22 protein-coding genes are annotated in these 22,855 nt (G+C 65.3%); 12 read left to right on the top strand and 10 right to left on the bottom strand.

The window, feature by feature from the left end:
- Positions 1–11: 11 nt before the first annotated feature.
- The 6 genes from ACFPU0_RS27715 to ACFPU0_RS27740 all read left to right on the top strand — a co-directional run bounded on the left by ACFPU0_RS27715 (position 12) and on the right by ACFPU0_RS27740 (position 5,939).
- Positions 12–464, top strand: coding sequence for a DUF6484 domain-containing protein (locus ACFPU0_RS27715; RefSeq protein ID WP_377696501.1), 453 nt, complete (start codon positions 12–14; stop codon positions 462–464).
- Between the two features lie 12 nt (positions 465–476).
- Positions 477–1,589, top strand: coding sequence for a DUF2169 family type VI secretion system accessory protein (locus ACFPU0_RS27720; RefSeq protein ID WP_377696502.1), 1,113 nt, complete (start codon positions 477–479; stop codon positions 1,587–1,589).
- The gene (locus ACFPU0_RS27725) at positions 1,589–2,626 is read left to right on the top strand and encodes a hypothetical protein (protein WP_377696503.1); all 1,038 of its coding nucleotides are present in this window, start codon (positions 1,589–1,591) and stop codon (positions 2,624–2,626) included. The genes ACFPU0_RS27720 and ACFPU0_RS27725 overlap by 1 nt, the downstream gene beginning before the upstream one ends.
- Positions 2,626–3,705 carry an HNH/endonuclease VII fold toxin-2 domain-containing protein gene (locus ACFPU0_RS27730; RefSeq protein ID WP_377696504.1) on the top strand — a complete coding sequence of 360 codons (1,080 nt, stop codon included), beginning with the start codon at positions 2,626–2,628 and terminating at the stop codon, positions 3,703–3,705. Before ACFPU0_RS27725 ends, ACFPU0_RS27730 begins: the two co-directional genes overlap by 1 nt.
- A 28-nt stretch (positions 3,706–3,733) precedes the next feature.
- Positions 3,734–4,630, top strand: coding sequence for a hypothetical protein (locus ACFPU0_RS27735; protein ID WP_377696505.1), 897 nt, complete (start codon positions 3,734–3,736; stop codon positions 4,628–4,630).
- A gap of 61 nt (positions 4,631–4,691) precedes the next feature.
- On the top strand, positions 4,692–5,939 hold the full coding sequence (locus tag ACFPU0_RS27740) for a TIGR02270 family protein (RefSeq protein ID WP_377696506.1): 1,248 nt from the start codon (positions 4,692–4,694) through the stop codon (positions 5,937–5,939).
- A 72-nt stretch (positions 5,940–6,011) separates the two neighbouring features.
- Here the strand turns inward: ACFPU0_RS27740 and ACFPU0_RS27745 are convergent, their stop codons facing one another.
- From ACFPU0_RS27745 to ACFPU0_RS27755, 3 genes are all read right to left on the bottom strand, one after another.
- Positions 6,012–6,950 (bottom strand): cyclase family protein, encoded by a 939-nt coding sequence (locus ACFPU0_RS27745; RefSeq protein WP_377696507.1) that lies wholly within the window; start codon positions 6,948–6,950, stop codon positions 6,012–6,014.
- A 100-nt stretch (positions 6,951–7,050) separates the two neighbouring features.
- On the bottom strand, positions 7,051–7,854 hold the full coding sequence (dkgB, locus tag ACFPU0_RS27750; RefSeq protein WP_377696508.1) for a 2,5-didehydrogluconate reductase DkgB: 804 nt from the start codon (positions 7,852–7,854) through the stop codon (positions 7,051–7,053).
- A 44-nt stretch (positions 7,855–7,898) separates the two neighbouring features.
- Positions 7,899–9,080: an MFS transporter gene (locus ACFPU0_RS27755; protein ID WP_377696509.1), complete on the bottom strand. Its 1,182-nt coding sequence runs from the start codon at positions 9,078–9,080 to the stop codon at positions 7,899–7,901.
- Positions 9,081–9,308: 228 nt separating this feature from the next.
- Between ACFPU0_RS27755 and ACFPU0_RS27760 the strand changes: the two genes are divergently transcribed.
- Positions 9,309–10,094 carry an SDR family oxidoreductase gene (locus tag ACFPU0_RS27760; RefSeq protein WP_377696510.1) on the top strand — a complete coding sequence of 262 codons (786 nt, stop codon included), beginning with the start codon at positions 9,309–9,311 and terminating at the stop codon, positions 10,092–10,094.
- Positions 10,095–10,159: 65 nt separating this feature from the next.
- Here ACFPU0_RS27760 and ACFPU0_RS27765 read toward each other — a convergent pair whose 3' ends face one another.
- From ACFPU0_RS27765 to ACFPU0_RS27775, 3 genes are all read right to left on the bottom strand, one after another.
- Positions 10,160–10,570: an SRPBCC family protein gene (locus ACFPU0_RS27765; protein WP_377696511.1), complete on the bottom strand. Its 411-nt coding sequence runs from the start codon at positions 10,568–10,570 to the stop codon at positions 10,160–10,162.
- Positions 10,571–10,656: 86 nt separating this feature from the next.
- On the bottom strand, positions 10,657–11,667 hold the full coding sequence (locus ACFPU0_RS27770; protein ID WP_377696512.1) for an aldo/keto reductase: 1,011 nt from the start codon (positions 11,665–11,667) through the stop codon (positions 10,657–10,659).
- Between the two features lie 209 nt (positions 11,668–11,876).
- Entirely contained in the window at positions 11,877–13,181 is a 1,305-nt protein-coding gene (locus tag ACFPU0_RS27775) for an MFS transporter (RefSeq protein WP_377696513.1), read from the bottom strand.
- A 472-nt stretch (positions 13,182–13,653) separates the two neighbouring features.
- Between ACFPU0_RS27775 and ACFPU0_RS27780 the strand changes: the two genes are divergently transcribed.
- Positions 13,654–14,817, top strand: coding sequence for an iron-containing alcohol dehydrogenase (locus ACFPU0_RS27780; protein WP_377696514.1), 1,164 nt, complete (start codon positions 13,654–13,656; stop codon positions 14,815–14,817).
- A 35-nt stretch (positions 14,818–14,852) separates the two neighbouring features.
- A complete protein-coding gene (locus ACFPU0_RS27785; protein ID WP_377696515.1) occupies positions 14,853–15,167 on the top strand; it encodes an NIPSNAP family protein in 315 nt (104 codons plus the stop codon).
- Between the two features lie 43 nt (positions 15,168–15,210).
- Here the strand turns inward: ACFPU0_RS27785 and ACFPU0_RS27790 are convergent, their stop codons facing one another.
- Together ACFPU0_RS27790 and ACFPU0_RS27795 are read right to left on the bottom strand one after the other, a co-directional pair.
- Positions 15,211–16,134 (bottom strand): LysR family transcriptional regulator, encoded by a 924-nt coding sequence (locus tag ACFPU0_RS27790; protein WP_377696516.1) that lies wholly within the window; start codon positions 16,132–16,134, stop codon positions 15,211–15,213.
- Between the two features lie 327 nt (positions 16,135–16,461).
- Positions 16,462–17,358 carry a LysR substrate-binding domain-containing protein gene (locus ACFPU0_RS27795; RefSeq protein ID WP_377696517.1) on the bottom strand — a complete coding sequence of 299 codons (897 nt, stop codon included), beginning with the start codon at positions 17,356–17,358 and terminating at the stop codon, positions 16,462–16,464.
- A gap of 133 nt (positions 17,359–17,491) precedes the next feature.
- Between ACFPU0_RS27795 and ACFPU0_RS27800 the strand changes: the two genes are divergently transcribed.
- From ACFPU0_RS27800 to ACFPU0_RS27810, 3 genes are all read left to right on the top strand, one after another.
- A complete protein-coding gene (locus ACFPU0_RS27800; protein ID WP_377696518.1) occupies positions 17,492–18,283 on the top strand; it encodes an SDR family NAD(P)-dependent oxidoreductase in 792 nt (263 codons plus the stop codon).
- A gap of 365 nt (positions 18,284–18,648) precedes the next feature.
- Positions 18,649–20,091 carry a SulP family inorganic anion transporter gene (locus tag ACFPU0_RS27805; RefSeq protein ID WP_377696519.1) on the top strand — a complete coding sequence of 481 codons (1,443 nt, stop codon included), beginning with the start codon at positions 18,649–18,651 and terminating at the stop codon, positions 20,089–20,091.
- An 88-nt stretch (positions 20,092–20,179) separates the two neighbouring features.
- Complete coding sequence (locus ACFPU0_RS27810; protein WP_377696520.1) at positions 20,180–20,566, top strand: VOC family protein; 387 nt, start codon at positions 20,180–20,182, stop codon at positions 20,564–20,566.
- Positions 20,567–20,724: 158 nt separating this feature from the next.
- Here ACFPU0_RS27810 and ACFPU0_RS27815 read toward each other — a convergent pair whose 3' ends face one another.
- Together ACFPU0_RS27815 and ACFPU0_RS27820 are read right to left on the bottom strand one after the other, a co-directional pair.
- Complete coding sequence (locus tag ACFPU0_RS27815) at positions 20,725–21,813, bottom strand: PAS domain S-box protein (protein WP_377696521.1); 1,089 nt, start codon at positions 21,811–21,813, stop codon at positions 20,725–20,727.
- A gap of 67 nt (positions 21,814–21,880) precedes the next feature.
- Positions 21,881–22,852: a PDR/VanB family oxidoreductase gene (locus tag ACFPU0_RS27820; protein WP_377696522.1), complete on the bottom strand. Its 972-nt coding sequence runs from the start codon at positions 22,850–22,852 to the stop codon at positions 21,881–21,883.
- Between the last annotated feature and the right edge of the window lie 3 nt (positions 22,853–22,855).

Genomic DNA, 22,855 nt, shown 5'->3' on the forward strand with positions numbered 1-22,855 from the left:
GAGCGAGCGCCATGACCGTCGAATTCCACCTCCCCGCCTCCGCCACCCCGGTACGCCTGGACGGCGTCGTGATCGGCGTATTGCTCGACGTGCCGAAGGTGGATGCCCCGGTGGTGGCCTTCCCGGGTTGCCCCGGCGAAACCGGCATCGCCGCGCGTACCACCACCACGTTCAGTCGCGAAGACATCGGCGCCCAGGTCGCCCTGCTGTTCGAAGCCGGCGACCCGGCCCGGCCGCTGGTCATCGGCCGCATCCAGCGCCTGCCGGAAACCGCGCCGCCGGCCGTCGCGCAGCTGGATGGCGAGCGCCTGGAATTCTGCGCCGAGCGGGAAATCGTCCTGCGTTGCGGCAAGGCCAGCATCACCCTGACCCGCGAAGGCAAGGTGCTGATCCGTGGCGCCTACCTGTCGAGCCGATCGTCCGGCGCCAACCGCATCAAGGGTGGTTCGGTGCAGATCAACTGAGGCCAGGCGCAGATGGAACTGCTCAACGCAACGAAGCTCGCCGCCGCCTATACCCAGGGCCTCGCCCCGGACGGGCGCGAATCGCTGGTGGTGGTCGCCAAGGGCACCTTCGACCTGCCGCTGGACGGCAGCGAGGCGCGGCTGGCGGATGTCCAGCGCCCACTGCTGATGACCGACACCTTCCACGGCGAGCCCGGCCTCTCGGCCCCGCGCCAGGAGATGGACTTCGCCCCGGTCAAACCCTTCTGCGACGTGCTCGTCCTGGGCAAGGCCTTCGCCCCCGGCGGCCGGCCGGCCACGCGCATCACCGCCGGCATCCGCGTCGGCCGGGTCAGCAAGGCCTTCGCGGTGGTCGGCCCGCGCCAGTGGCAGCACGCCGTGCTCGGCCTTGGCGCCAGCGCGCCGCAGCCGTTCACCGAAAGGGAGATTTCCTACGGCCAGGCCTTCGGCGGCAACCACCCCATGGAAAACGAGCCGGAGATGTGTCACTGCTATCTGGACAACCCGGCCGGATGCGGCTGGTACCCGCGCGCCATCGCCGCCGCCGACATCGTCGGCATGCCGCTGCCCGCCACCGAAGAACTCAACCAGCCCATCGAAAGCCCCGGCGGCGACTACCGCCCCATGGCCCTCGGCCCCATCGGCCGCAGCTGGCCGCAACGCGCCGCCTTCGCCGGCACCTACGATGACGCCTGGCTGGCCGACTGCTTCCCCTTCCTGCCGGCGGACTTCGACGAGCGCTACTTCCAGGCCGCTCCCGCCGACCAGCAGACCGAGCACCTCAAGGGCGGTGAGGACGTGCTGCTGCTCAACCTCACCCCGCAGGAGCGCGCCGGCTTCAAGGTGCCGACCCTGCAGGTGCCAGTGACCTTCTTCCTGAAAAAAGGCGGCCACGAAACGCTGCAGGCGGTGATCGACACCCTGGCCATCGACACCGACAGCCGCACGGTGGAAGTCACCTGGCGCACCAGCCGCCCGCTCAGGCGCAACCTGTTCGAGATCGCCCAGGTTCTGGTGGGCACCATGTCAACCGCCTGGTGGCGCGCCCGCGCGCTGGGCAAGGACTACTACCCATCCCTGTCGGCGCTGGTGAAGTCCAGGCGTGAACCGGAGGAGAGCCCTTGATGTCCGCCATCTGCATCCTCGGCTCCGGCATGGTCAGCGCCGTGGGGCTCGACGCGCCGTCGAGCTGCGCCGCCATCCGCTGCGCCCTCGACAACTTCCAGGAAACCCGCTTCCTCGACCGGGGCGGCGAATGGCAGATCGCGGCCACGGTGCCCCTGGAGCAACCCTGGCGCGGCCGCAGCAAGCTGGTCAGGATGGCCGCCCGCGCCATCGCCGAAGCTCTCCAGACGGTGCCGGATAGCGCTCCGGAGCAGACGCCCCTGCTCCTGGGCCTGGCCGAAGCCGAGCGCCCCGGCCGGCTCGAGGGGCTGGACATCAGCCTGCTGCACGACATCGAGCGGGAACTGGGCCTGCGTTTTCACGACAATTCCAATGTCATCCCCCGTGGCCGGGTCAGCGGTGCGGTCGCCCTGCTCAATGCGCGCAAACTGATCCATGAGCAGGGTCATCGCCATGTGCTGATCGCCGGTGTCGATTCCTTCCTCGCCGGACCGACCCTCGCCGCCTACGAAGCACGCGAACGCCTGCTCACCAGCCGGAACTCCAACGGCTTCATCCCAGGCGAAGGCGCCGCCGCCGTGGTGATCGGCGTGCCGGTGGCGAGCGAGGAACCGCAGCTGGCCTGCATCGGCCTCGGCTTCGGCATGGAAAAGGCCACGGTGGAAGCCGAAGGCATCCCCCTGCGGGCCGACGGTCTGACCCAGGCCGTCCGCTCCGCCCTGGCCGAAGCCGGCTGCGGGCTGGAGAAGATGGACTATCGGCTGACCGATATCTCCGGCGAGCAGTACTACTTCAAGGAAGCCGCACTTGCCCTGAGTCGTACCCTGCGCGTGCGCAAGGAACACTTCCACCTCTTGCACCCGGCCGACTGCATCGGCGAAACCGGCGCCGCCATCGGCCCCGCCATGCTCGCCGTCGCCCTCGCCGCCTGTCGCAAGCAGTACGGCGATGGCCCGAACATCTTCTGCCACCTCGGCAACGACGCCGGCCAACGCGCCGCCGCCCTGCTCAGCTACCAGATCGTGAGGGCTGCCTGATGGGCAATGATGTCTATGCCAACAACATGGAGATTGCCTGCAAGGCGGCCGATGGCAAGGCAATCGCCGCCTTCCCCGATGTCTGCTTCACACCGCCGCAAACCCCCGCAACCCCTCCGGGCGTACCGATTCCCTATCCCAACACCGGCATGGCCAAGGACACCACCAACGGCAGCAGGACGGTGAAGATCAGCGGCAAGGAAGTGATGCTCAAGGACAAGAGCTATTTCAAGACCAGTTATGGGGATGAGCCGGGTTGTGCGCCGAAGAAGGGCGTCGTCACCAGCAAGATCAAAGGAAAGGTGTACTTCAAGGCCTGGTCCATGGACGTGAAGTTCGAAGGGGAAAACGTCGTACGCAACCTGGACCTGACCACTCACAATCACGCTTCCGATCCAGGCAACAGCCCGACCTGGCCCTACCTGGACACGGCGGCGGCCGCTGACCCCTCCCATCCCTGCCATAACGTGAGGAAGGGGCTGAAGGACAACAACTGCCAGCGCCATGTCGATGCCAACACCTACTCCACCGGAAGCATCAATCGAGCGGGGGCGTCGGAAGCGCTCTGTGCCGACCCGAAGTGCAAGAAGGCGATGGAGTGCGTGCTGACACCCTACTCACCCTCGAACTGTTGCGATGGGAAGACGCCCCACCACATCGTGCCGAAATCACAGTTCAAGGAAAGAGGCGCGAGCGGCAAGCCTCTCCTGACGGATGCGAACGGGGACAACAAGTACGACCCCGACAAAGCGCCCTGCATCTGTGAGGATGGCCATAGCCACTCCACCGGCACCCACGGCGATATCCACGAAGAAACGAACCTCCTCACCGTGACGCACCCGACAGTGGAGCCCCATGTGACAGGCAAGACCATCGATGCGAATGCCCGCTGGACAGTGGCTGAAGCTGAAGCGGTTGGCGCCGAAGCGACGCAGAAAGGCGGCAGCAAGTGCGATAAGGCCTGTACCGAAAGTCAGGTCAGGGAGGGCCATCAGCAAATGAAGATCGGCCCGAAGGCCAAGATCCGACCGTCGACTGCGGGTCACGTACCAGAGCCTTCGGACACCACGACCCTATGACCAACGCTTGATCCTGGAGGAGCCTCATATGGCCGACACCCCCTTGAAAGGACTCATCATGCGCACCGCCGTCGTGCGCCAGCCCGGCCTGGGCTATATCTATGCCGCCGACCCGGCCAGGGAAGCCGCCGACATCCCCCATGCCATTACCTTCAAGTACAAGGACGGCGTATTCACGCGAGGCGAGGCCAACTACGACGCCCACTCGATCACCATGGTCTCGCAACCCGAACTTGGGCTCATCGCGGTGTCTGGTGCCGGCTACTACTCGGCGATCATGGCAAGCGGTACCAGCGCTGGAGATATATTCGACGACAGTACGCCAGCGCCCGGAACGCCGCGAACAGGCGGTATCCGCTCGGTAGCGACCATCGATGGGCGCGCCTTCGCCGTCGGCCTGAGGGGTATCGCCTACCGCTTCGATGGTCCCAAGCATTGGGTACGCATCGACGAAGGTTTACCAGATACGTTCAATGCCCAGGCGATTCACGGCTTCTCGGCTGAAGAAATCTACGCAGTGGGTCGAGAGGGTGCGATATGGCACTTCGACGGCCAGCGTTGGCAGTCATGTGACTCCCCCACCTCGGTGACACTCACTTCGGTCAAGTGCGCACCTGGCGGCGTCGTCTACGCGGCAGGCCATAGAGGGGTTCTGCTGCAAGGACGCCACAATACATGGAGCGTCATCGATCAATCGGAAACCAGCGATGACATCTGGGACCTGGAGTGGTTCATGGACCATCTCTACGCCTCCACCATGTCGAACGTCTATCAACTGAAAGACGATCAGTTGGCGCCGGTGAACTTTGGCGATGATCGTCCGAAATCCTGCTATCAGCTAAGCGCTGCCGAAGGTGTCATGTGGTCGAACGGCGAGTTCGATCTCATGTCCTTCGATGGCACTCAGTGGCGCAGGATCGTGTAACGACAGCGCATCAGTGAATGGCGCACACAGCCCCTTCCAGACCTGGCGCACGAGGCTCTCGGTGAACTCGGTTCCTGCCGTTATCGAACAACATGCCGAAGAAGCCTCCTTCCTCGCCCTCCTGCGCAGCTATGCCGTGCGCGCCCCGCATTACGACCTCAAGCATCTGGCCATCCTGGATGGCCGCATCGAAGCCCACCTGGACGGTCTGAGAATCTCCGGCCCCACAGGGCTGGAAGCCCTGCTGGCGCGGCTCGGCCCGCACGCTGTCGGCGAGATGTTCGCCAGTACGGTGCTGGCCTTCGAGTCGGGGGATGCCCAGGTGCTGATGCGGCTCAGCGAGCACCTGCGGAGTGCAGGAGAAACGGAGCCTGGCTATCGGATGGCATTGGGTTGGCTCGACTGGGAGCACGTATCGCCCTGGATCGAGCGCATGCTCGCCTCTCCCGAGCCCCTGTTCCGCCGCCTCGGTCTGGCCGCCTGCGGCATGCACCGGCGCGATCCCGGAGCGGCCTTGTTGGCAGGCCTATCCCATACCGACCCCGGCGTACTGGCCCGCGCGGCGCGTACCGCCGGCGAGCTGCGGCGGCGCGACCTGATGCCGGCGATTCGTGCCCATCGCCTGCATGCCGACGACAACCTGCGCTTCTGGTCCAACTGGGCGACGGCGCAGATGGGCGACGAGGAAGCCCTGGGGCCACTGCGGCCATTCGCCGAACAGCCGGGCGAGCACTGTGACCGTGCGTTCGACGTGCTGCTGTGCTGGCAGAAGCGCGAGACCTCCATGGCCTGGCTGCGCGGCCTCACCCAGGATGCCGGGCAGCGCCGCCTGCTGATCAAGGGCGCCGGCCTACTCGGTGACCCGGTGAGCATTCCCTGGCTGATCCAGCAGATGGGCGACCTGCCCCAGGCCCGGGTGGCCGGCGAGGCGTTCAGCCTGATCACCGGCGCCGACCTGGCCCTCCTGGACCTCGAATCGGTCGCGACCCCCGATTACGACGCCGGCCCCACGGACGACCCCGACGATCCGAACGTGGCCATGGACCCGGACCAGGACCTGCCCTGGCCCGACCCGCAGTTGGTGCAGGCCTGGTGGCAGGCGAACCAGCGGAGTTTCCAGGCGGGCACCCCGTACCTCCTCGGCGCGGCGCTGAACGAACGGCGCTGCCTGGAGGTGCTGGCCAGCGGGCAGCAGCGTCAGCGGATCGCCGCGGCCTGTGCCCTGGCCCGTTTTCGACCGACCCGGGCGCTGTTCCCTACCAGCGCCCCTGCCAAACGCCAGCGGGCCCTGGTCACCACCGGCCCCTGAGAATCGGTGGCGCGCCGATGCGCCCACCAACGGATATCCGTGACCTGCGAATGACGGCGTCGATGGGCGTCCTCATCGAATCGCCACGGGATTGATGTTGACCTGGGTGGAACCCACGTAGAGGGGCTGCCCCAATACGAAGAGAAACTCCCACGCCTTGTCACGAACCAGCGCTCGGCTGTCGATCAGCTCCAGGTTGTAGATGCCTCGCTTGGCCAGCATGAACTGATTGACCGGAAACTCCGCGGCCACCGAGGGATTGGGATAGACCTCCGAAGCCCAGGTATCGCCACCGAAGGCGACTATGCCCTGGTCGGCCAGCCACTCTGCCGCTTCCATGCCGATGCCCGGCTCGGTATCGAGGAACTGCCGATTGTCCTTGCCGATCAGTTCCAGCCAGCCGGTATTGAACAGCACCACATCGCCCTTGCGCAGGCTGATGCCCTGCTTCGCCAGCACCGCCTTGATGTCGGCCACCTTGAATTCGGTGCCGCCCGGCACTACGGCCTGGCCGTAGTGCGCGGTCATGTCCAGCACCACGCCGCGGGTCACCAGCGGTGGAACCTTCTCGATGCCCAGCCTGGTCACGCCCTCGACCGTGACGAAGTCGGCCGCCTTGTTGCCGTTGTAGTAGAGGTTGTCGATGCCGATATGGCCGATGCCGTTGAGCTGCGTGCCGACTCCGGTCCAGGCGTTCACCAGTTCATCGTTGAAGGTGAACTTGTTCGGCCCGAGGGTCTCGCCCGCCTGCTCGCCGGGCTGGATGTTGTACAGCTTGAAGCTGCGGTGGCGGAACGCCGGCAGGTCCTTGCTGACCGGCACCGCCAGCGGATAGGTCTTGCCGGACTTCACCAGCTTCGTCGCCTGCAACACCAGGTCCGGGGTGAGCAGGTTGGCGGCGCCGATCTCGTCGTTCGCGCCGTAGGCCGAGGGATACCAGTCGGCGGCAACGACGCTGTGGCTGGCCAGGGCGATCGCCGAGGCGAGCACGAGACGATTGATTGGTTTCACGTTGGGAATCTCCAGGGGGTGCAGACGCCGGCCTGCGCCAGCGTCGGGTAGTCGGTCGGACACAGGGCGCCGTCGGCAATCCCGTGCGGCACCGGCGTTCTCAATCCCAGACCGGCGCCAGGCCGTCGGGGCTGACCTCGCGGCCGTTACGCTCCAGCTCGGCGATCCGCGCCATGTCTTCGTCATCCAGCTGCAACTCCCGGGCGATCAGGTTGCTGGCGAGGTTCTCGCGCCGGGTGGAGGACGGAATCACCGCGTGGCCGAGCCGCAGCGCCCAGGCCAGGACCACCTGTGCCGGCGTGGCCTGGTGCTTGGCGGAGATCTCGCCGATGACCGGGTCCTTGAGCGCTTTGCCATAGGCCAGGGTCATGTAGGAGGTAACGCGGATGCCCTGCGCTTGCAGGAACTCGACCAGGGCGCGGTTCTGCAGGTAGGGGCTGAGCTCGATCTGGTTGGTGGCGATCGCCTCGCGGCCGACAACCTCGATGGCCTGCCGGGTCAGGTCGATATTGAAGTTGGAGATGCCGATCTGCCGGGTCAGCCCCTGCGCCCTGGCCTGCGCCAGCGCCTCCATGTACTCCTCCAGCGCGACGCCATTGCCCGGAGCCGGCCAGTGGATCAGGGTGAGGTCGACCTGGTCGAGGCGCAGCTTGGCCAGGCTCTCCTCCAGGCTGGGGAGCAGCTTGTCGCGGGCGTAGTTGGCGACCCAGATCTTGGTGGTGACGAACAATTCGTCACGGGGCACGCCGGATTCGGCCATGGCCTGCCCGATATCGGCCTCGTTGTCGTAGATCTGCGCCGTGTCGATGGCGCGATAGCCCAGTTCGAGGGCGTTACGAACCGAGTCGATCACGGTTTGCCCCTGCAGGCGGAAGGTGCCGACACCAAATTCGGGAATGCTCATGGAAATCTCCTTGGAGTGAGTGGGGGACGTATCGGAAAAGGGATTCAGGCACTGGCCAGGCGGGCTTGTGCCTGGTTGTCCAGGCGGCCGCTGAGAACGGTCAGGCCGAGCGCGCCGAGGGTCACCAGTGCGGCGATCCAGGGCGTATGGGCGAGGCCCAGTTGGCTGACCACCTGCGCACCGCCCCAGGAGCCGCCGGCCACACCAAGGTTGAAGGCGGCGATGTTGAAACCCGAGGCCACGTCGACGGCGTCGGGCGCGACCTTCTCGGCCTGCTGGACCACGTACACCTGCAGGCCGGGCACATTGCCGAAGGCCACCGCGCCCCAGGCCAGTACCGTCAGCACCACCAGCCAGGGGTTGGGCGCAGTGAAGGTGAGCACGAAGAGCACCACGGACAGGGCCAGGAAGATGGTCTTGAGCGCGCTCACCGCCCCCTTGCGGTCGGCCAGCCGGCCGCCCCACAGGTTGCCCGCCGCCACCGACAGGCCGTAGGCCAGCAGCACCGCGCCGACCATGCCCGGCTCGAAGCCGGCGATGTCCTGGAGGATCGGCGCCAGGAAGGTGAAGGCGATCAGCGAACCGCCATAGCCCACCGCGGTCATCGCATAGACCAGCAGCAGGCGTGGTTGCAGCAGCACACGGACCTGGCGCAGCAACGGCGCCGGCGGGTTGTGCGCGATGCCCCTGGGCACGAACAGCAGCGCGCCGAGCAGCGCCACCAGGCCGAAGGCAGCGACCACCAGGAAAGTGACACGCCAGCCGAAGTGCTGGCCGATGAAGGTACCCAGGGGGATACCGGTGACGAAGGCCACGGTCATGCCGCTGAACATGGTGGCGATGGCGCTGGCGGCCTTGTCCTTGCTCACCAGGCTGGTGGCGATGATCGAGCCGACCGAGAAGAACACGCCATGGGCCAGCCCGGTGAGGATGCGTGCGACGATCAGCGACTCGTAGCCCGGGGCCTGCCAGGCCACCAGGTTTCCGGCGGTGAACAGCGCCATCAACGCCACCAGCAGCAGCTTGCGCGGCACCCGGCCGGTGAGCGCGGTCAGCAAGGGCGCGCCGATGGCCACGCTCAGGGCATACAGGCTGACCAGCAGCCCGGCCGAGGGCAGCGTGACGCCAAGGTCACTGGCGATGGTGGGGATCAGGCCGACGATCACGAACTCGGTCGTCCCGATGGCGAAGGCGCTCAGGGTCAGCGCAAGCAGAGCGAGTGGCATATCCGTGGTCCCTGTTCGGAATTGAGAGGCCACGAAGTCTGCAGGCTGAACACTTTTCTAAAAAATACCTGCCCGAGCCAAATACTTTTGAATTTTTATCAAGAGTAGGCACTACACCCGAGGAACCACAAACCCCTATCCTGAGCGGCCGGATCTTCGATCCCGGAACGCTCCGGAGCGCCAACAGCGGCGCCCCGGATTCGCCGACTCACTTCGAGGAGATATGACATGGACCTGGGAATCGCGGGGCGATGGGCAATCGTCTGCGCCGCCAGCAAGGGACTGGGCAAGGGCTGCGCCGCCGCCCTCGCCCGGGAAGGTGTGAACCTGGTGATCAACGCCCGTGGCAGCGAGGCGCTGGAACAGACCGCCAGCGAGTTGCGTGCGCAAAATGCCGGCATCGAAGTCCGCAGCGTGGTGGGCGACGTGGCCCGGCCCGAGGTGCGAGAGGCACTGCTCGCCGCCTGCCCGCAGGTGGACATCCTGGTGAACAACGCCGGCGGGCCGCCGCCGGGAGATTTCCGCGACTGGACCCGTGAGGACTGGCTCAAGGCACTGGATGCCAACATGCTCGCCCCCATCGAGTTGATCAAGGCAACGGTGGACGGCATGGCGGCACGGGGATTCGGCCGTGTGGTGAACATCACTTCGGGGGCGGTGAAGGCGCCCATCGACGTGCTCGGGCTGTCCAACGGCGCACGCAGTGGCCTGACCGGCTTCATCGCCGGCCTGGCGCGCCAGTCCCGGCTGGCGTCCTGCAACGTCACCCTGAACAACCTGCTGCCCGGCGCGTTCGATACCGAGCGGCTGCAGAAGACCTTGAAGGCCGCCGCCCAGGGGCAACACGACGTGGAAGACGTGGCGGAGCAACGCCGTAGTCGCATTCCGGCCGGGCGCTTCGGCAATGCGGACGAGTTCGGCGCCTTCTGCGCCTTCCTGTGCAGCGCCCATGCCGGCTACCTCACCGGCCAGAACCTGCTGCAGGATGGTGGCGCCTATCCGGGGACCTTCTGACGGCCTCCCGACAGCCAGGGACAAACGGCGATCCCGACTTCAGAAGCGGGATCGCCGGGCGTCGATCAACCCTCCATGGCCTGTTTCAATGCGGCGAGGCCGTCCTTGTAGATCCCCTCGAACATGGCTTGAGCTTCCGCCTCGCTGATGTTCTCGGGGGTGAACGAGCCGAACCATTCCACTTTGGAACCCCGGCCCTGCGCCTGCACGCGCAGGGTGGACTGGTAATCCCGCACCGGCGCCGGCCCCTGGAGGATGGTGTAGCTGTAGCTCCGCTGGCTTTCGCTGAAGTCCAGCAGGCGTTCGATGATGACGTCGCCGTCGACGGACTTCAGGGTCCGCACGCGTCCCCCCTCGCTCAGTCCGCTCTGGGGAATGAAGGGCAGCCAGTCGGGCAGCGAGTCGAAGCCACCGATCAATTGCCATACCTGCTCGGCGCTGGCTTGAAGTTCTACGGATGCATAGGCGTTGCTCATGGCGATATCTCCCGGGGCCTCGGCCCCTGAATCGAAAAAACAGGTTCTGCAGAGAGGCCCGGCGGATGCCGGACCTGGAGAGTTCTTCAGTTGGACGGAACCGGCGCCTGCGGGGAGATCAGCCCCTGCTCGCGCAGCTCTTGCCAGAAAGCCGCCGGGATAACGGCCGACAAGGCGACATGATCCTCATTGGCGTGCTGCGGGCGGGTCGAGCCGGGAATCACCGCCACCACCGCCGGATTGGCCAGGGCGAACTGCAGGGCCGCGGCCTTGATGTCGACTGCATGGTGCTGGGCGACCGCGCGAATCCGCGCGAGCCTGGCCAATACCGGCGCCGGGGCTTTCTGGTACTCGAAATGCTCGCCGCCGGCGGTGACCCCGGAGCTGTAGGGGCCGCCGACGACTATGCCGACACCCCGCTCGGCGGCGGTTGGCATCACCCGCTGCAGGGCGCGCTCGTGGTCCAGCAAGGAATAGCGGCCGGCAAGGAGGAAGCCATCGGGACTCGGCTCTTCCAGGTCCAGGGTGAGTTCGATGGGCTCGACGCGGTTGACGCCCAGTCCCCAGGCCTTGATCACACCCTCCTCACGCAGGCGGGTGAGGACGCGGAAGGCGCCCTTGCGCGCGGTTTCGAAGCGTTCGAGCCACTCGTCGCCGTAGAAGTCCTGGGCGATGTCGTGGATCCAGACGATATCCAGGTGGTCGGTCTGCAGGCGTTTCAGGCTGCCCTCGATGGCGCGCAGGGTGCCATCGGCGCTGTAGTCATTGACGATGCGGTTTCTGTTGCCGTGCTCGAACAGCCCGCTTTTCTCGCCCAGCTCACGACTGGCCGGATCCTCCAGTTCGTCGAGGACGATGCGGCCGACCTTGCTGCTGAGCACGTACTGGTCACGCGGGCGTTCGGCCAGGGCGGCTCCCAGGCGGGACTCCGCAAGCCCGGCGCCGTAGAAGGGAGCGGTGTCGAAGTAGCGCACGCCGTTGTTCCAGGCCGCGTCGACGGTAGCCTGGACTTCCTCCTCGGACACCGCGCGATACATGTTGCCCAACGGGGCGGTGCCGAAGCCGAGCGGATGAGGGATCAGGGACTTCAGGTTCATGGGGTTCTCCGGATTCTGTGGTTGAAGGAGCCGGTTTCGATCTCCTGTGGGCTCATCCTATGGGCGAGATATCAAGACCGTCCAAGTCATAATTCGACACGCTTGAGACCCTGAAAGTCTGATTTTCCAACCAAAGGGCCGCGCCCCTCCGCCATCGGAGCGAAGAGGCGTGACCGCTGGGGAGATTCATCGGCCGGAGCGATGTCCGCTCAAACCCGCTCGCGGTAGTCGATCAGGCTGGAGAACAGCGCCAGCAGTGCCGCCACGACCACGAAGAAGATGAGCGCCAGGAAATAGGACCCGCTGAACTGCACGATCAGGCCGATCAGGATAGGCACCACCACCCCACCCATGTTGCCGCAGAAGTTCATGGCGCCAGCCAGCACGCCGGTCCTTGCCGGGCCGCCGATGATCGTCGGCAGGCACCAGTACATGCCACACCAGCGGATGAAGAACATCGCCACACAGAGCAGGCCGATCACCACGGGGGCACTGGAAACGTAGGCCGCGCCGAGGATGCAGGCCGCGGCCACCAGGGCCGAGCCGCTGAACATGCTGCGCATGACCAGGTTCGGTGAGGCTCCGGCGGATTTCCAGCGGTCGCCGATCCAGCCACCGATCAACTCCCCGACGAAGCCGCACATGAAGATCAGGAAGGTGGCGCCGCCCATGGCCGAGATATCCAGCCCATGGGCCTTGTGCAGGTAGCTCGGCATCCAGGTCAGCAGGCCGTAGAACACGCTGCACACGCAGCTGTAGCCCGCGAACATGGCAAGGATGGAGCGATCCTTCAGCAGGGTTCGCAAGGGCGGGTTGTGTTCCCGGCGAGCACTGCGGGATCCGGCGTTGGCCGAGGTGATGTGCTGCAACTCGGCTTCGTTGACCCCCGGGTGTTCGCCCGGGTGGTTGCGGATGTACTTCCAGGCCAGGATCCCGGCCAGGACGGTGCCGACGCCCGCCACCACGAAGGCCACCCGCCAGGAGCCCAGCCAGGCGATCAGAGCGGAAATGATGATGGCGCCCAGGGCGCTGCCCAGTGGCGCGCCGCCGTCCACCAGCACCGCGCCACGGCCACGCTCGTTCGGCGTCAACCAGGCGCTGTTGAGCTTGGCGCCGGCCGGATAGATGGGCGATTCGGCAACCCCCAGGCCGATACGCGTCGCGAGCAGCACCAGCCAGTTGTGCGAGGCCGCGCCCAGCGCCTGGAACAGACCCCAGCTGACGGTGGCGACCCCGATGATCCCGCGGGACTGGTAGCGATCCAGCAGGATGCCACCGGGTATCTGCATCAGCGCGTAGGACCAGAAGAAGGCACTCAGCAGCAGCCCCTCCATCGCCGGTGAGATGTCGAACTCGGGGGCTATCAGCGGCATCGCCACCGACAGCGAGGCTCGGTCGATGTAGTTGATGGCGGTGAGCAGCAACATGATCAGGAAGATGCGCCAGCGCACGTTCGTGGGCCGGCTGGCATTCAGCGCCTGGAAGGTAGTCGCGTCCGGGGAAGGTATTTTCATGATGTGTCTCATTCTTGTGATTGTCGGGTCGAGAAAGGTCACGCCAGCCCACTGGAATGCAGAGGCCAGTCAAGCGCGGAAGAGCAATGGAAGAGTGGGCGGAGTAACTTTTTAAATCACAGGGTCGATCCTGCGTAATGAAACTTCATGATTGGGGGATAACTGATCCTGATCTTCTTGCCGGCCATATCCGGCAGCACGTCGAAATAGCATCCCGAGCAAAAGGCGGATAACCAGGGGTTATCCGCAGATCAGCTCTTTTCATTTGGAAGTGCAATGGTTGATTTGTAGCTTCGACTGCGAAGTTGCTTTTGCGCAACTTGAAACAGCCAATCAATAAGAAGGGAAATTCCATGTTCGCCGCACTCCTGTCGCCCCCTCCTCCTCTGCGGATTTCGCAGGCCTGATCCGACACTTTTCGAACCTGACGCTGCCGGTGCCCTCACCCCGGCGGACTGCTCACGAGGCTGCCATGAACCAGTTCCAGTTCTTCTTTCCCACTCTCCTGAAATCCGGCAACGGCCTGGCCCGGCAGGCCGGCCAACTGCTCAAGCCCTACCTGCGCGAAAAGCTGCTGGTCATCACCGACGAAGGCCTGATCAAGTCAGGCGTTCTCGAAGGCTTTTTCCAGTCCCTGGCAGACGCGCGGATACCCTTCGAAGTCTTTTCCGGCGTAGAGCCCAACCCCAGCACCGAGGTGCTGGACCAGGCGGTGGCCGTACTCAAGGCCAGCGGTTGCGATGCGGTCATAGGTGTCGGTGGCGGCAGCAGCATCGACACTGCGAAAGGTGTGGCGGCCATGGCCACCAACCCTGGCAGCATCCTCGACTACGAGGGCTATGACCGCCTGCCGAACGCGCCCTTGCCGATCTTCGCCATCCCGACCACCTCGGGTACCGGCAGCGAATGCACGGCCTCCACCGTGTTCACCAACAGGCAGACGCTGTTCAAGACGGTCATCGTCAGCCCGCGGCTGTTCCCCAGGCTGGCCATCCTCGATGCCGAACTGACCTGGAAACTGCCACCGGCCATCACCGCGGCGACGGGCATGGACGCACTGACCCACGCCATCGAGTCCTATGTCTCCAGACAGGCCAACCCGATCAGCCAGGCCCTGGCCATCCAGGCCATCCGCCTCATCGGCGCCAATCTGCGCAAGGCCTATTTCGTCGGCAGCGACGCCGAGGCAAGGGAAAACATGCTGCTCGGTTCCTTCCTTGCCGGCGTCGCCTTCTCGCAATCGAAACTGGGCAACGTGCATGCCATCTCCCACACCTTCGGCGGCGTGTTCAACATTCCCCATGGCATCGCCAACGCCACCCTGCTGCCCTACGTGATCGGCTTCAACCTGCCGGCCTGCCCGGAGCGGTTCCGCGAGATCGCCATCGCCCTGGGCCGGGACATCACCGGCCTGGACGACCTGGCCGCCGCGCGCGAGGTGGTGGACTTCGTCGTGGAGCTGAACGCCGCGCTGGGCATTCCCGACAACATCAAGGACCTGGGCGTCAGCCTGGATCTCCTGCCACAGATGGTCAGCGACTCCATGCGTAGCGGCAATGTGCTGGTCAACCCCCGCCTGACCACCGCCGCAGACGTCGAAACCATCATCACCCACGCCTACCACGGCACTCGCTGAGCGCCGGGTAGCCGCACATCCGAGGAAACCTCCAGATGTTCTACGAAATGCGTACCTACACCATCCAGATCGGCAAGATGAAGGAATACCTGCAGCACTTCGAAGCCGAAGGCCTGCCAGTGATCTCCCGCTACACGACCCTGGTGGGCTGGTGGTACACCGAGATCGGCGAACTGAACCAGGTCGTGCACATATGGGCCTACGAGAGCCTCGACGACCGGATCAGGAAACGGGCGGCGCTCTACGAAGACCAGGACTGGCTGACCCGCTTCGTGCCCAAGGCTTTCCCCATGCTGATCAGGCAGGAATCGAAGCTGCTGATGCCGGCCGCCTTCTCCCCCATCCGCTGAATCAGGCAGACCTGGCCCCGCCCTCCACGGATTGGCGGGGCCCTCAACACTCGCTCAGCAGTTCCTCCAGCAGCAGCCGTGCGGAAGGCGAAAGCTCAGTGCCCGCACGACTGACCGCGCCGAAGGGTTCGACCAGGGCCCGCAGGGAAACCGGCAATTGCACAAGCACGCCGAAGCGTTCCGCGAATTCGGCCACCTCGCGGGGTATCACCGCCACCAGCCTGGGGTCCTCCTGCAGCAGCATCATGGTGGCGAAGGTGGATGAGGTTTCCAGCGGATAGCGCGGCACTTCCAGCCCCGCCTCGCTCAACTCGCGCTCCAGGGCCTGGCGCATGGGCATCTGCACCGGGTAGACGATCCAGCGGTAATGACTGAGTTCGCTGATTTCCAGGTGGGTGGCACCCGCCAAGGGGTGGTTGCGCGTGGCGACCACTGAAAGGGGTTCGTCGCCAAGGGCCACGCTCTGGTAGGCACTGGCCCTGCGACTGACGCCGGTTCGGCAGATGGCCAGGTCCAGCCGTCCCTCGTCCAGCAGGCCGAGCAGGCTGGCACTGGTGTTCTCCACCACCTCCACCGACAGGGCCGGCTGTTTCTGCCGCAGGCGGCTCAGGGCGCGACTCAACAATGGAACGGCGCCCATGACGACCCCGACCGATAGACGCCCGCCCTCGCCCTGGGTGATGCCCATCACCTCCTCCCGCAAGTGCGCCAGGTCGCTGTAGATCAGGCGCGCATAGCGCGTGATGCAGCGCCCCACATCGTTGGGCACCAGCCCTTTGGGTTGCCGGTCGAACAAGGGCATTCCGAGGATGGACTCGATTTCCCGCAGGACCTTGGTCGCCCCCGGCTGGGATATCGCCATTTCCTCGGCCGCCTTGTGCAGCGAGCCATGGTTATCGAGTTCGATGAGCAGCCGCAGCTGCTTCAGACGCAAACGCGCGGCGATGTTTTCCAGGGAAGGGAACATGGCGGTGAGTTCTCACGGAAGGCAGGCGGGAATTATAACTTTCGCGATGAGCCGATACTTGCGAAGGCAGCAATACATAATTGCTGGAAAATCACGAGCCGGGCAACTGGCGAATCAACACCGAACCGCCGATAACGGAGCATTATCAGGTAATCCAGCATTTTCATTAGGCAGCATGAGAAGAACTCGTTAGAGTCGTCCTGACACAACTTTCATTCATGTCGTGGACGATCGACATTGCCCACCGGCAATACTCTCCAGAACCTTCGATTGTGTTCAGAAAGTCCTGCCGGAAAATCATGCTGAAGCACTGTCAGTGGGCTAACTTCAGTCTTGCGCTCCGGCCAGCACCATCTGGCGGAAGTCACCGACGATCGGCCTCAGGTCGACCCGGTGCCAGGCCGCCCAGAGCTCGACGCCCTGATGCAGCCATGGCAGCTCCCGCAACACCACGTTGGCATTGCCTTCGCCCTTGATGCTCCGCTGGATCAGGGCCAACCCCAGGCCGGCGGAAACGAGACCAAGTGCACTCAGGGGTTCGGCGGCCTCCAACCTGATCTGCGGGGTGAAGCCCGCTTCCACGCAACTGGCCAGGAAGCGCTCGCGCCGGTGCTGCTGCAGCTGACCTTCGACCATGATCCAGTCCTGCTCGTGCAGGTCGGCCGGTTCGATGACCGCCTTCCCCGCCAATGGATGCTGGACGGGCAGCGCGAGGTACAGGGGATCCTTGAACACCGAGGCCGCCAGCAGGTCGGGGTCATCCTCTGCCGGAGCCTCGCAAACCAGTGCGATATCCAGGCTGCGCTGGCGCAGTCCCTCGAACTGCTCCTGTGCGCTGAGGTTGTAGAGTGCGATGTGAATACCGGGGCGCTGCTCGCGCACCGTGCGCAGGGCCTCGGGCAGCACACCGGCATGGATCGCGTGACTGACGTAGCCGATGCACAGCCCGCCCTCCTCGCCCCGGCCCAGGCGCCGTCCCAGGGATTCCAGGCGCTCGGCATGCTTGAGCAACGCCTTGGCTTCATGGAGGAAAGTCCTTCCGTCGGACGTCAGGCGCAACCGTTGCTGGCTACGCTCGAATAGCAGCAGGCCGAGACGATCCTCCAACTGGGCGATCTGCCGGCTCAGGGGAGACTGGGAAATGTGCAGCTGCTCCGCCGCGCGACCGACGTGCTCGACTTCGGCCACGGCGACGAAATAGCGAAGCTGTCTGAGATCCAACATATGTCCCCCAAGGACTCAAGTATGACCAAGTCCGTCATGGACGGTCTTATACGCCGATTCTAGGATGCTGCCCAGAGCCCAATGATCACCGGCAGCCAACCAGCGCTGCCGAACACCGGAGAGGACCTGAAACATGCAAATCGATCTGAGCGGCAAAACCGCTGTCATCAGCGGATCCACCGGCGGTATCGGCCTGGGCATCGCCCGGAGCCTGGCCCTGGCCAACGCTGAAGTCGTGATAGTCGGCCGCACCGCGGCCGCAGTCGACGAAGCCGTCGCCGGCATCACCGCCAGCGGCGGCAAGGCCCGTGGCGTGGTGGCAGACCTGGGAACCCAGGCGGGCGCCGAAGTGCTGTTCGCCGCCGAGCCCCGCGCCGACATCCTGGTCAACAACCTGGGGATCTACAACGATGTCGATTTCTTCGCCACCGACGACGCGGAGTGGTTGCGCTTCTACGAGATCAACGTGCTCTCCGGAGTGCGCCTGGCGCGTCACTACATCCCGGCGATGGTGCAGCGGAAATGGGGCCGGGTGATCTTTCTTTCCTCCGAATCGGGCATCGCCATCCCGGCGAACATGATCAATTACGGCGTTACCAAGAGCGCCAACCTGGCGGTCTCCCATGGCCTGGCCAAGCGCCTGGCCGGCACCGGCGTCACGGTGAACGCCATACTTCCGGGCCCGACCTTCACCGAGGGCGTGGCAGCCATGGTCTCGGATGCCATGCGCCAGTCCGGGCGCAGTGCCCGGGAAGAGGCGAACGACTTCGTCCGCCGGGAGCGTCCCAGCTCCATCATCCAGCGCGTGGCGGAGGTGGAAGAAGTGGCCAACCTGGTGACATACGTCGCCTCGCCGCTCTCCTCGGCAACCACAGGCGCGGCCCTGCGAGTGGACGGCGGCGTGGTGGACAGCCTGGCAATCTGAGGGCGAGGCACCCCTCGTCAGGCGGGCTGGTGCCGGCGGCGGATCTGCGCTGCAGTCAATTCGGGCGAAAGGGGCAAAGCTGCACGGAGGTTGCCATGGCCGTTGAGCAGCCCAACGATTCCCGCACCGGCTCCTCAGGTTGGGCTTCGTGGCCTCAGCCACAACGGCGGTCGTGCGTATTCATTCGCGAAAGGCGAACTGGCTCAAGGCACCGGATGCCGATGCCCGGGCATCCACAAGTCCCGGATCGACCGCAGAGTCGCCCCTTGCCGCTGGCCGCATCATCTTCATTTCCGTAACATCCGCGCCCCATTTTCCCGCTCGTTCCCGAGGCCGGCCTTGCCGGCCCTGATTCCAGGTACACCATGAAACCACCCCGCCTGCGCGCCGATGTCCTGGCCGGACTCACCACCTCCTTTGCCCTGGTGCCCGAATGCATCGCCTTCGCCCTGGTCGCCCACCTCAACCCGCTGATGGGGCTCTACGGTGCCTTCATCATCTGCACCCTGACTGCGCTGTTCGGCGGCCGCCCGGGGATGGTCTCGGGCGCGGCGGGGTCCATGGCCGTGGTGATAGTGGCGCTGGTGGTCCAGCACGGGGTGCAGTACCTGTTGGCCACGGTCCTGCTGGGCGGATTGATCATGGTCGCCTTCGGCCTGCTGCGCCTGGGCAAGCTGGTGCGCATGGTGCCGTACCCGGTGATGCTCGGGTTCGTCAACGGCCTGGCGATCATCATCGCCCTGGCCCAGCTGGAGCATTTCAAGGCCGATGACGACTGGCTGAGCGGCACGCCGCTGTACCTGATGCTGGGACTGGTGGCGCTGACCATGGCCATCGTCTACCTGCTGCCACGCCTGACCCGCGCAGTGCCGCCGGCGCTGGTGGCGATCCTTGGCGTCGGCCTGCTGGTCTACTTCCTTGGCCTGCCCACCCGCACCCTGGGCGACATGGCACATATCGCCGGCGGCCTGCCTGCCCTGGCGCTGCCGGAGGTTCCCTGGAACCTGCAAACCCTGGCGATCATCGCGCCCTACGCAGTGCTGATGGCGATGGTGGGCCTGCTGGAGACCCTGCTGACCCTCAACCTCACCGACGAAATCACCGAGAGCCGCGGCTATCCGGACCGCGAGTGCGTCGCCCTGGGTGCCGCCAACCTGGTGTCCGGCGCCTTCGGTGGCATGGGCGGCTGCGCCATGATCGGGCAGACCGTGATCAACCTCAGTTCCGGTGGCCGTGGCCGGCTCTCGGGCATGGTGGCCGGGGTAATGATCCTGCTGTTCGTTCTATTCCTCTCGCCGCTGATCGAGCGCATACCGCTGGCCGCACTGGTGGGCGTGATGTTCGTGGTGGCCCAGCAGACCTTCGCCTGGGGTTCGCTGCGGGTCGCAGGCAAGGTGCCGTTCAACGATGTGCTGGTGATCATCGCGGTAACCGTCATCACCGTGTTCACCGACCTCGCCACCGCAGTGCTCTGCGGCATCGTCATCGCCGCGCTGAACTTCGCCTGGCACCATGCCCGCGAGCTCTACGCCGATGGCAACGAGGAGCCGGACGGCAGCAAGCTGTACCGCCTGCACGGCACGCTGTTCTTCGCGTCCACCACCCCCTTCCTCAACCAGTTCGACCCGGCCGGCGACCCTGCCCGGGTGACCCTGGATTGCCGCCACCTGAGCTTCGTCGACTACTCGGCCATCGCCGCGCTGAAGACCCTGCGCGAGCGCTACGCCAAGGCCGGCAAGCACCTGCGCGTGGTGCACCTGTCCGAGCGCTGCAAGCAGCTGCTCAAGCGCGCCGGGGAGCAGCACTAGGCACCCCTCGTCAGGCGGATTGGCGGGTGCGGCGTTTGTGCGCTGCAGTTAGATCGGGTGGAAGGCGCAAACCTGCAGGGAGGTTGCCATGGCCATTCAGCTCGATCACCTGATGGTGCCGGCCCGCGACAAGCTGAAGTCGGCGCAGCTGCTGGCGGAACTGCTCGGGGTGCCCTGGTCCGAGACCGGCATCGGCCCTTTCGTGCCGGTGTATGTGAACGACGGGCTGACGCTGGATTTCGATCAGTGGGACGAACCCTTTCCATTGATCCACTACTGCTTCCGGGTGAGCCCGGTGGAGTTCGAGGCCATCCTCGGGCGCATCAGGGCGGCGGGGATCGCTTATCGGAGCACCGTGCACGGCCCGGTGGATCATCAGGTGGATACGCAGCATGGCGGGCGCATCGTCTACTGGAATGAGCCGGACGGGCATCAGTGGGAGATGCTGACGGTGAGTTATGCGCGGATGGGTTGAGCGGCCTGTAGGGGCGAATTCATTTGCCAAGCGCCGCGTAGGGTGGAAATCCCTTTCGGGATTTCCACCATCGGTGTCCTGCACCGCCTCGCTGGTGGATAGAAAAGCGCTATCCCCCTACATGGCTGTGGGAGCGAATTCATTCGCGGAAGGCGGGTTCAGCCTTTCAGCGCACGGAGCTGCTCTTCCAGCTCGGCGATGCGCGCCTCCAGTGCCTGGCGTTCCGCGCGGAGGGCGGTGATGTCGTCGTAGACGCTGATGATGTGCTCGGGGCTGCCATCCCGGGCGTTGCGCTGGACCGAGGCGCGCACGCTCACCCAGATGTAACTGCCATCCTTGCGGCGGAAGCGCTTCTCCATGGTGCTGACAGCCACCTCGCCGTTCAGCAGGCGCTTGACCCTGGCGAGGTTTTCCGCGAGGTCGTCGGGGTGGGTGAGTTCCTGGAAGGTCAGCCCGGCAAGCTCCTCGGCGCTGTACCCCAGGAGTTCGCACAGCGGCTGGTTGACCCGTTGCCAGCGGCCGTCGAGGCCGATGTAGGCCAGGGCTCCGCCGGCCAGCTCGAAGATCGCGCGGAAGCGTTCCTCGCTCTGCCGCAGTTCTTCCTCCACCCGTTTGCGTTCGGTGCTGTCCAGGCTCACGCCGACCATCTTCACCGAGCGCCCGGCGGCATCCTTGAGCGAAGTGGCGCGGGAGGTGATCCAGCGTTGCTCGCCATCGGGGCGGTAGATGCGGAAGTCGAATTCGTAGCCCTTGCCCTCGGCCACGCAGTCCCGATAGATGGCCTGCAGCGCGGTGACATCGTCCGGGTGCAGGTGGGCCCAGAAATCCTCGTTGCGGCGCACCGGCCAGCCATACACGGCTTCGACGTTGGCCGAGTAGGAGACTTCGTCGGTGATCAGGTTCCATTCCCAGTTGACGATGCCGGCGCTTTCCTGGGCCAGCTTCATGCGCGCTTCGCTTTCCATGATCTCGGCGGTGTACTTGCGCCGCACATCGGTCATGGGCAGGTCCTGTACTTCCACGTGCTGGGCGTCCTGCAGGGCCTCGTCGCCATAGCGCAGCCAGATCCAGTTGACCTTGAGGAAGCTGGCCAGCTTGCGCAGGTTGTCGTAGTCGATCTCGCCGCCACGGGTCCACTTGTGCACGGCGGTGCGGGAGATGCCGAGCACGGTGGCCACGGCCTGCAGCGTCAGTTTCTGGTGTTCGAGCAGTTCTTTGAGGCGAAAGGCGAAGCTGTTTTCTGTCATGGCGAGCGTGTCCCTGAGCCAGGCGACGCAGTATACACGCCGCCGGCTCGGGTACCCGGACGCGGCCTTACAGATCGAGTACCAGGCGCTGCCCACGGGCACGGGAGACGCAGAGCATCATGGTCTGCTGGGCGGCCTTTTCCTCGTCCGAGAGGTACTGGTCGAAATGCTCGGCCTCGCCTTCGAGGATGCGCGTCTCGCAGGTGCCGCAGACGCCTTCGCGGCACAGGCACTCCACCTGGGCGGCATTGGACTTCTCGATGGCCTGGAGGATGGTCATGCCCTCCTCCACCTGCAGTTCGCGGCCGGACTGGGCCAGCACCACGGTGAAGGCCCCGCCGCTGGCGGGGGCGGCGGCGAACTGTTCCCAGTGCACGCGGGCGTCGGCGATACCTTGGGCCTTGGCGGTGGCAATCACGGCATCGATCAGTGGCTTGGGTCCGCAGACGTAGAGGTGGGCATCGGCGTCCAGATCGCCGATCAGATCGGCCAGGTTCAGCGAGGTGCCCAGGCTGTCGACATAGAAACGCACCTGCTCGGCATGGGGGCCGTCGCCCAGTTCGGCCTGGAAGGCACCATGCTCCGGGCTGCGGAAGGCATAGTGCAGCTCATAGCGGGCGCCCATCCGGCCCAGGTCATGCAACTGCGAGAGGAACGGCGTGATGCCGATGCCGCCGGCGATCAGCACATGCTTGCCGGCGGCAGGATCGATGGCGAACAGGTTGTTCGGGCTGGAGATCACCAGCTCGGTGCCCACCTCCACCTGCTGATGCATGAAGGACGAACCGCCCTTGGACTGTTCTTCCAGGCGCACGCCGATCTGGTAGCTGGAGGTATCGGCCGGGTCGCTCATCAGGGAATAGGCGTTGCTGAACTGGCGGCCGTCGGCGCCCTTCATCTGCACGATGATGTGGCTGCCGCCGGTGAAGGCCGGCAGCGGCTGGCCGTCGGCGCGCTCCAGGGTGAAGCGCTTGATCAGGGGGGTCGCCTGCTCCACCGCGGTCACGCGGGCAGGCATCATTTCATAGGGGTTGGCCATCGT

It is taken from the genome of Pseudomonas sp. GCM10022186 (assembly GCF_042656385.1).
Taxonomy (GTDB): domain Bacteria; phylum Pseudomonadota; class Gammaproteobacteria; order Pseudomonadales; family Pseudomonadaceae; genus Metapseudomonas.

Coding starts and splice junctions, on each gene's coding strand:
- ACFPU0_RS27715 (WP_377696501.1), top strand. CDS start 12: ATGACCGTCGAATTCCACCTCCCCGCCTCCGCCACCCCGGTACGCCTG.
- ACFPU0_RS27720 (WP_377696502.1), top strand. CDS start 477: ATGGAACTGCTCAACGCAACGAAGCTCGCCGCCGCCTATACCCAGGGC.
- ACFPU0_RS27725 (WP_377696503.1), top strand. CDS start 1,589: ATGTCCGCCATCTGCATCCTCGGCTCCGGCATGGTCAGCGCCGTGGGG.
- ACFPU0_RS27730 (WP_377696504.1), top strand. CDS start 2,626: ATGGGCAATGATGTCTATGCCAACAACATGGAGATTGCCTGCAAGGCG.
- ACFPU0_RS27735 (WP_377696505.1), top strand. CDS start 3,734: ATGGCCGACACCCCCTTGAAAGGACTCATCATGCGCACCGCCGTCGTG.
- dkgB (WP_377696508.1), bottom strand. CDS start 7,854: ATGAGCATTCCCGAATTTGGTGTCGGCACCTTCCGCCTGCAGGGGCAA.
- ACFPU0_RS27755 (WP_377696509.1), bottom strand. CDS start 9,080: ATGCCACTCGCTCTGCTTGCGCTGACCCTGAGCGCCTTCGCCATCGGG.
- ACFPU0_RS27760 (WP_377696510.1), top strand. CDS start 9,309: ATGGACCTGGGAATCGCGGGGCGATGGGCAATCGTCTGCGCCGCCAGC.
- ACFPU0_RS27765 (WP_377696511.1), bottom strand. CDS start 10,570: ATGAGCAACGCCTATGCATCCGTAGAACTTCAAGCCAGCGCCGAGCAG.
- ACFPU0_RS27770 (WP_377696512.1), bottom strand. CDS start 11,667: ATGAACCTGAAGTCCCTGATCCCTCATCCGCTCGGCTTCGGCACCGCC.
- ACFPU0_RS27775 (WP_377696513.1), bottom strand. CDS start 13,181: ATGAAAATACCTTCCCCGGACGCGACTACCTTCCAGGCGCTGAATGCC.
- ACFPU0_RS27780 (WP_377696514.1), top strand. CDS start 13,654: ATGAACCAGTTCCAGTTCTTCTTTCCCACTCTCCTGAAATCCGGCAAC.
- ACFPU0_RS27785 (WP_377696515.1), top strand. CDS start 14,853: ATGTTCTACGAAATGCGTACCTACACCATCCAGATCGGCAAGATGAAG.
- ACFPU0_RS27790 (WP_377696516.1), bottom strand. CDS start 16,134: ATGTTCCCTTCCCTGGAAAACATCGCCGCGCGTTTGCGTCTGAAGCAG.
- ACFPU0_RS27795 (WP_377696517.1), bottom strand. CDS start 17,358: ATGTTGGATCTCAGACAGCTTCGCTATTTCGTCGCCGTGGCCGAAGTC.
- ACFPU0_RS27800 (WP_377696518.1), top strand. CDS start 17,492: ATGCAAATCGATCTGAGCGGCAAAACCGCTGTCATCAGCGGATCCACC.
- ACFPU0_RS27805 (WP_377696519.1), top strand. CDS start 18,649: ATGAAACCACCCCGCCTGCGCGCCGATGTCCTGGCCGGACTCACCACC.
- ACFPU0_RS27810 (WP_377696520.1), top strand. CDS start 20,180: ATGGCCATTCAGCTCGATCACCTGATGGTGCCGGCCCGCGACAAGCTG.
- ACFPU0_RS27815 (WP_377696521.1), bottom strand. CDS start 21,813: ATGACAGAAAACAGCTTCGCCTTTCGCCTCAAAGAACTGCTCGAACAC.
- ACFPU0_RS27820 (WP_377696522.1), bottom strand. CDS start 22,852: ATGGCCAACCCCTATGAAATGATGCCTGCCCGCGTGACCGCGGTGGAG.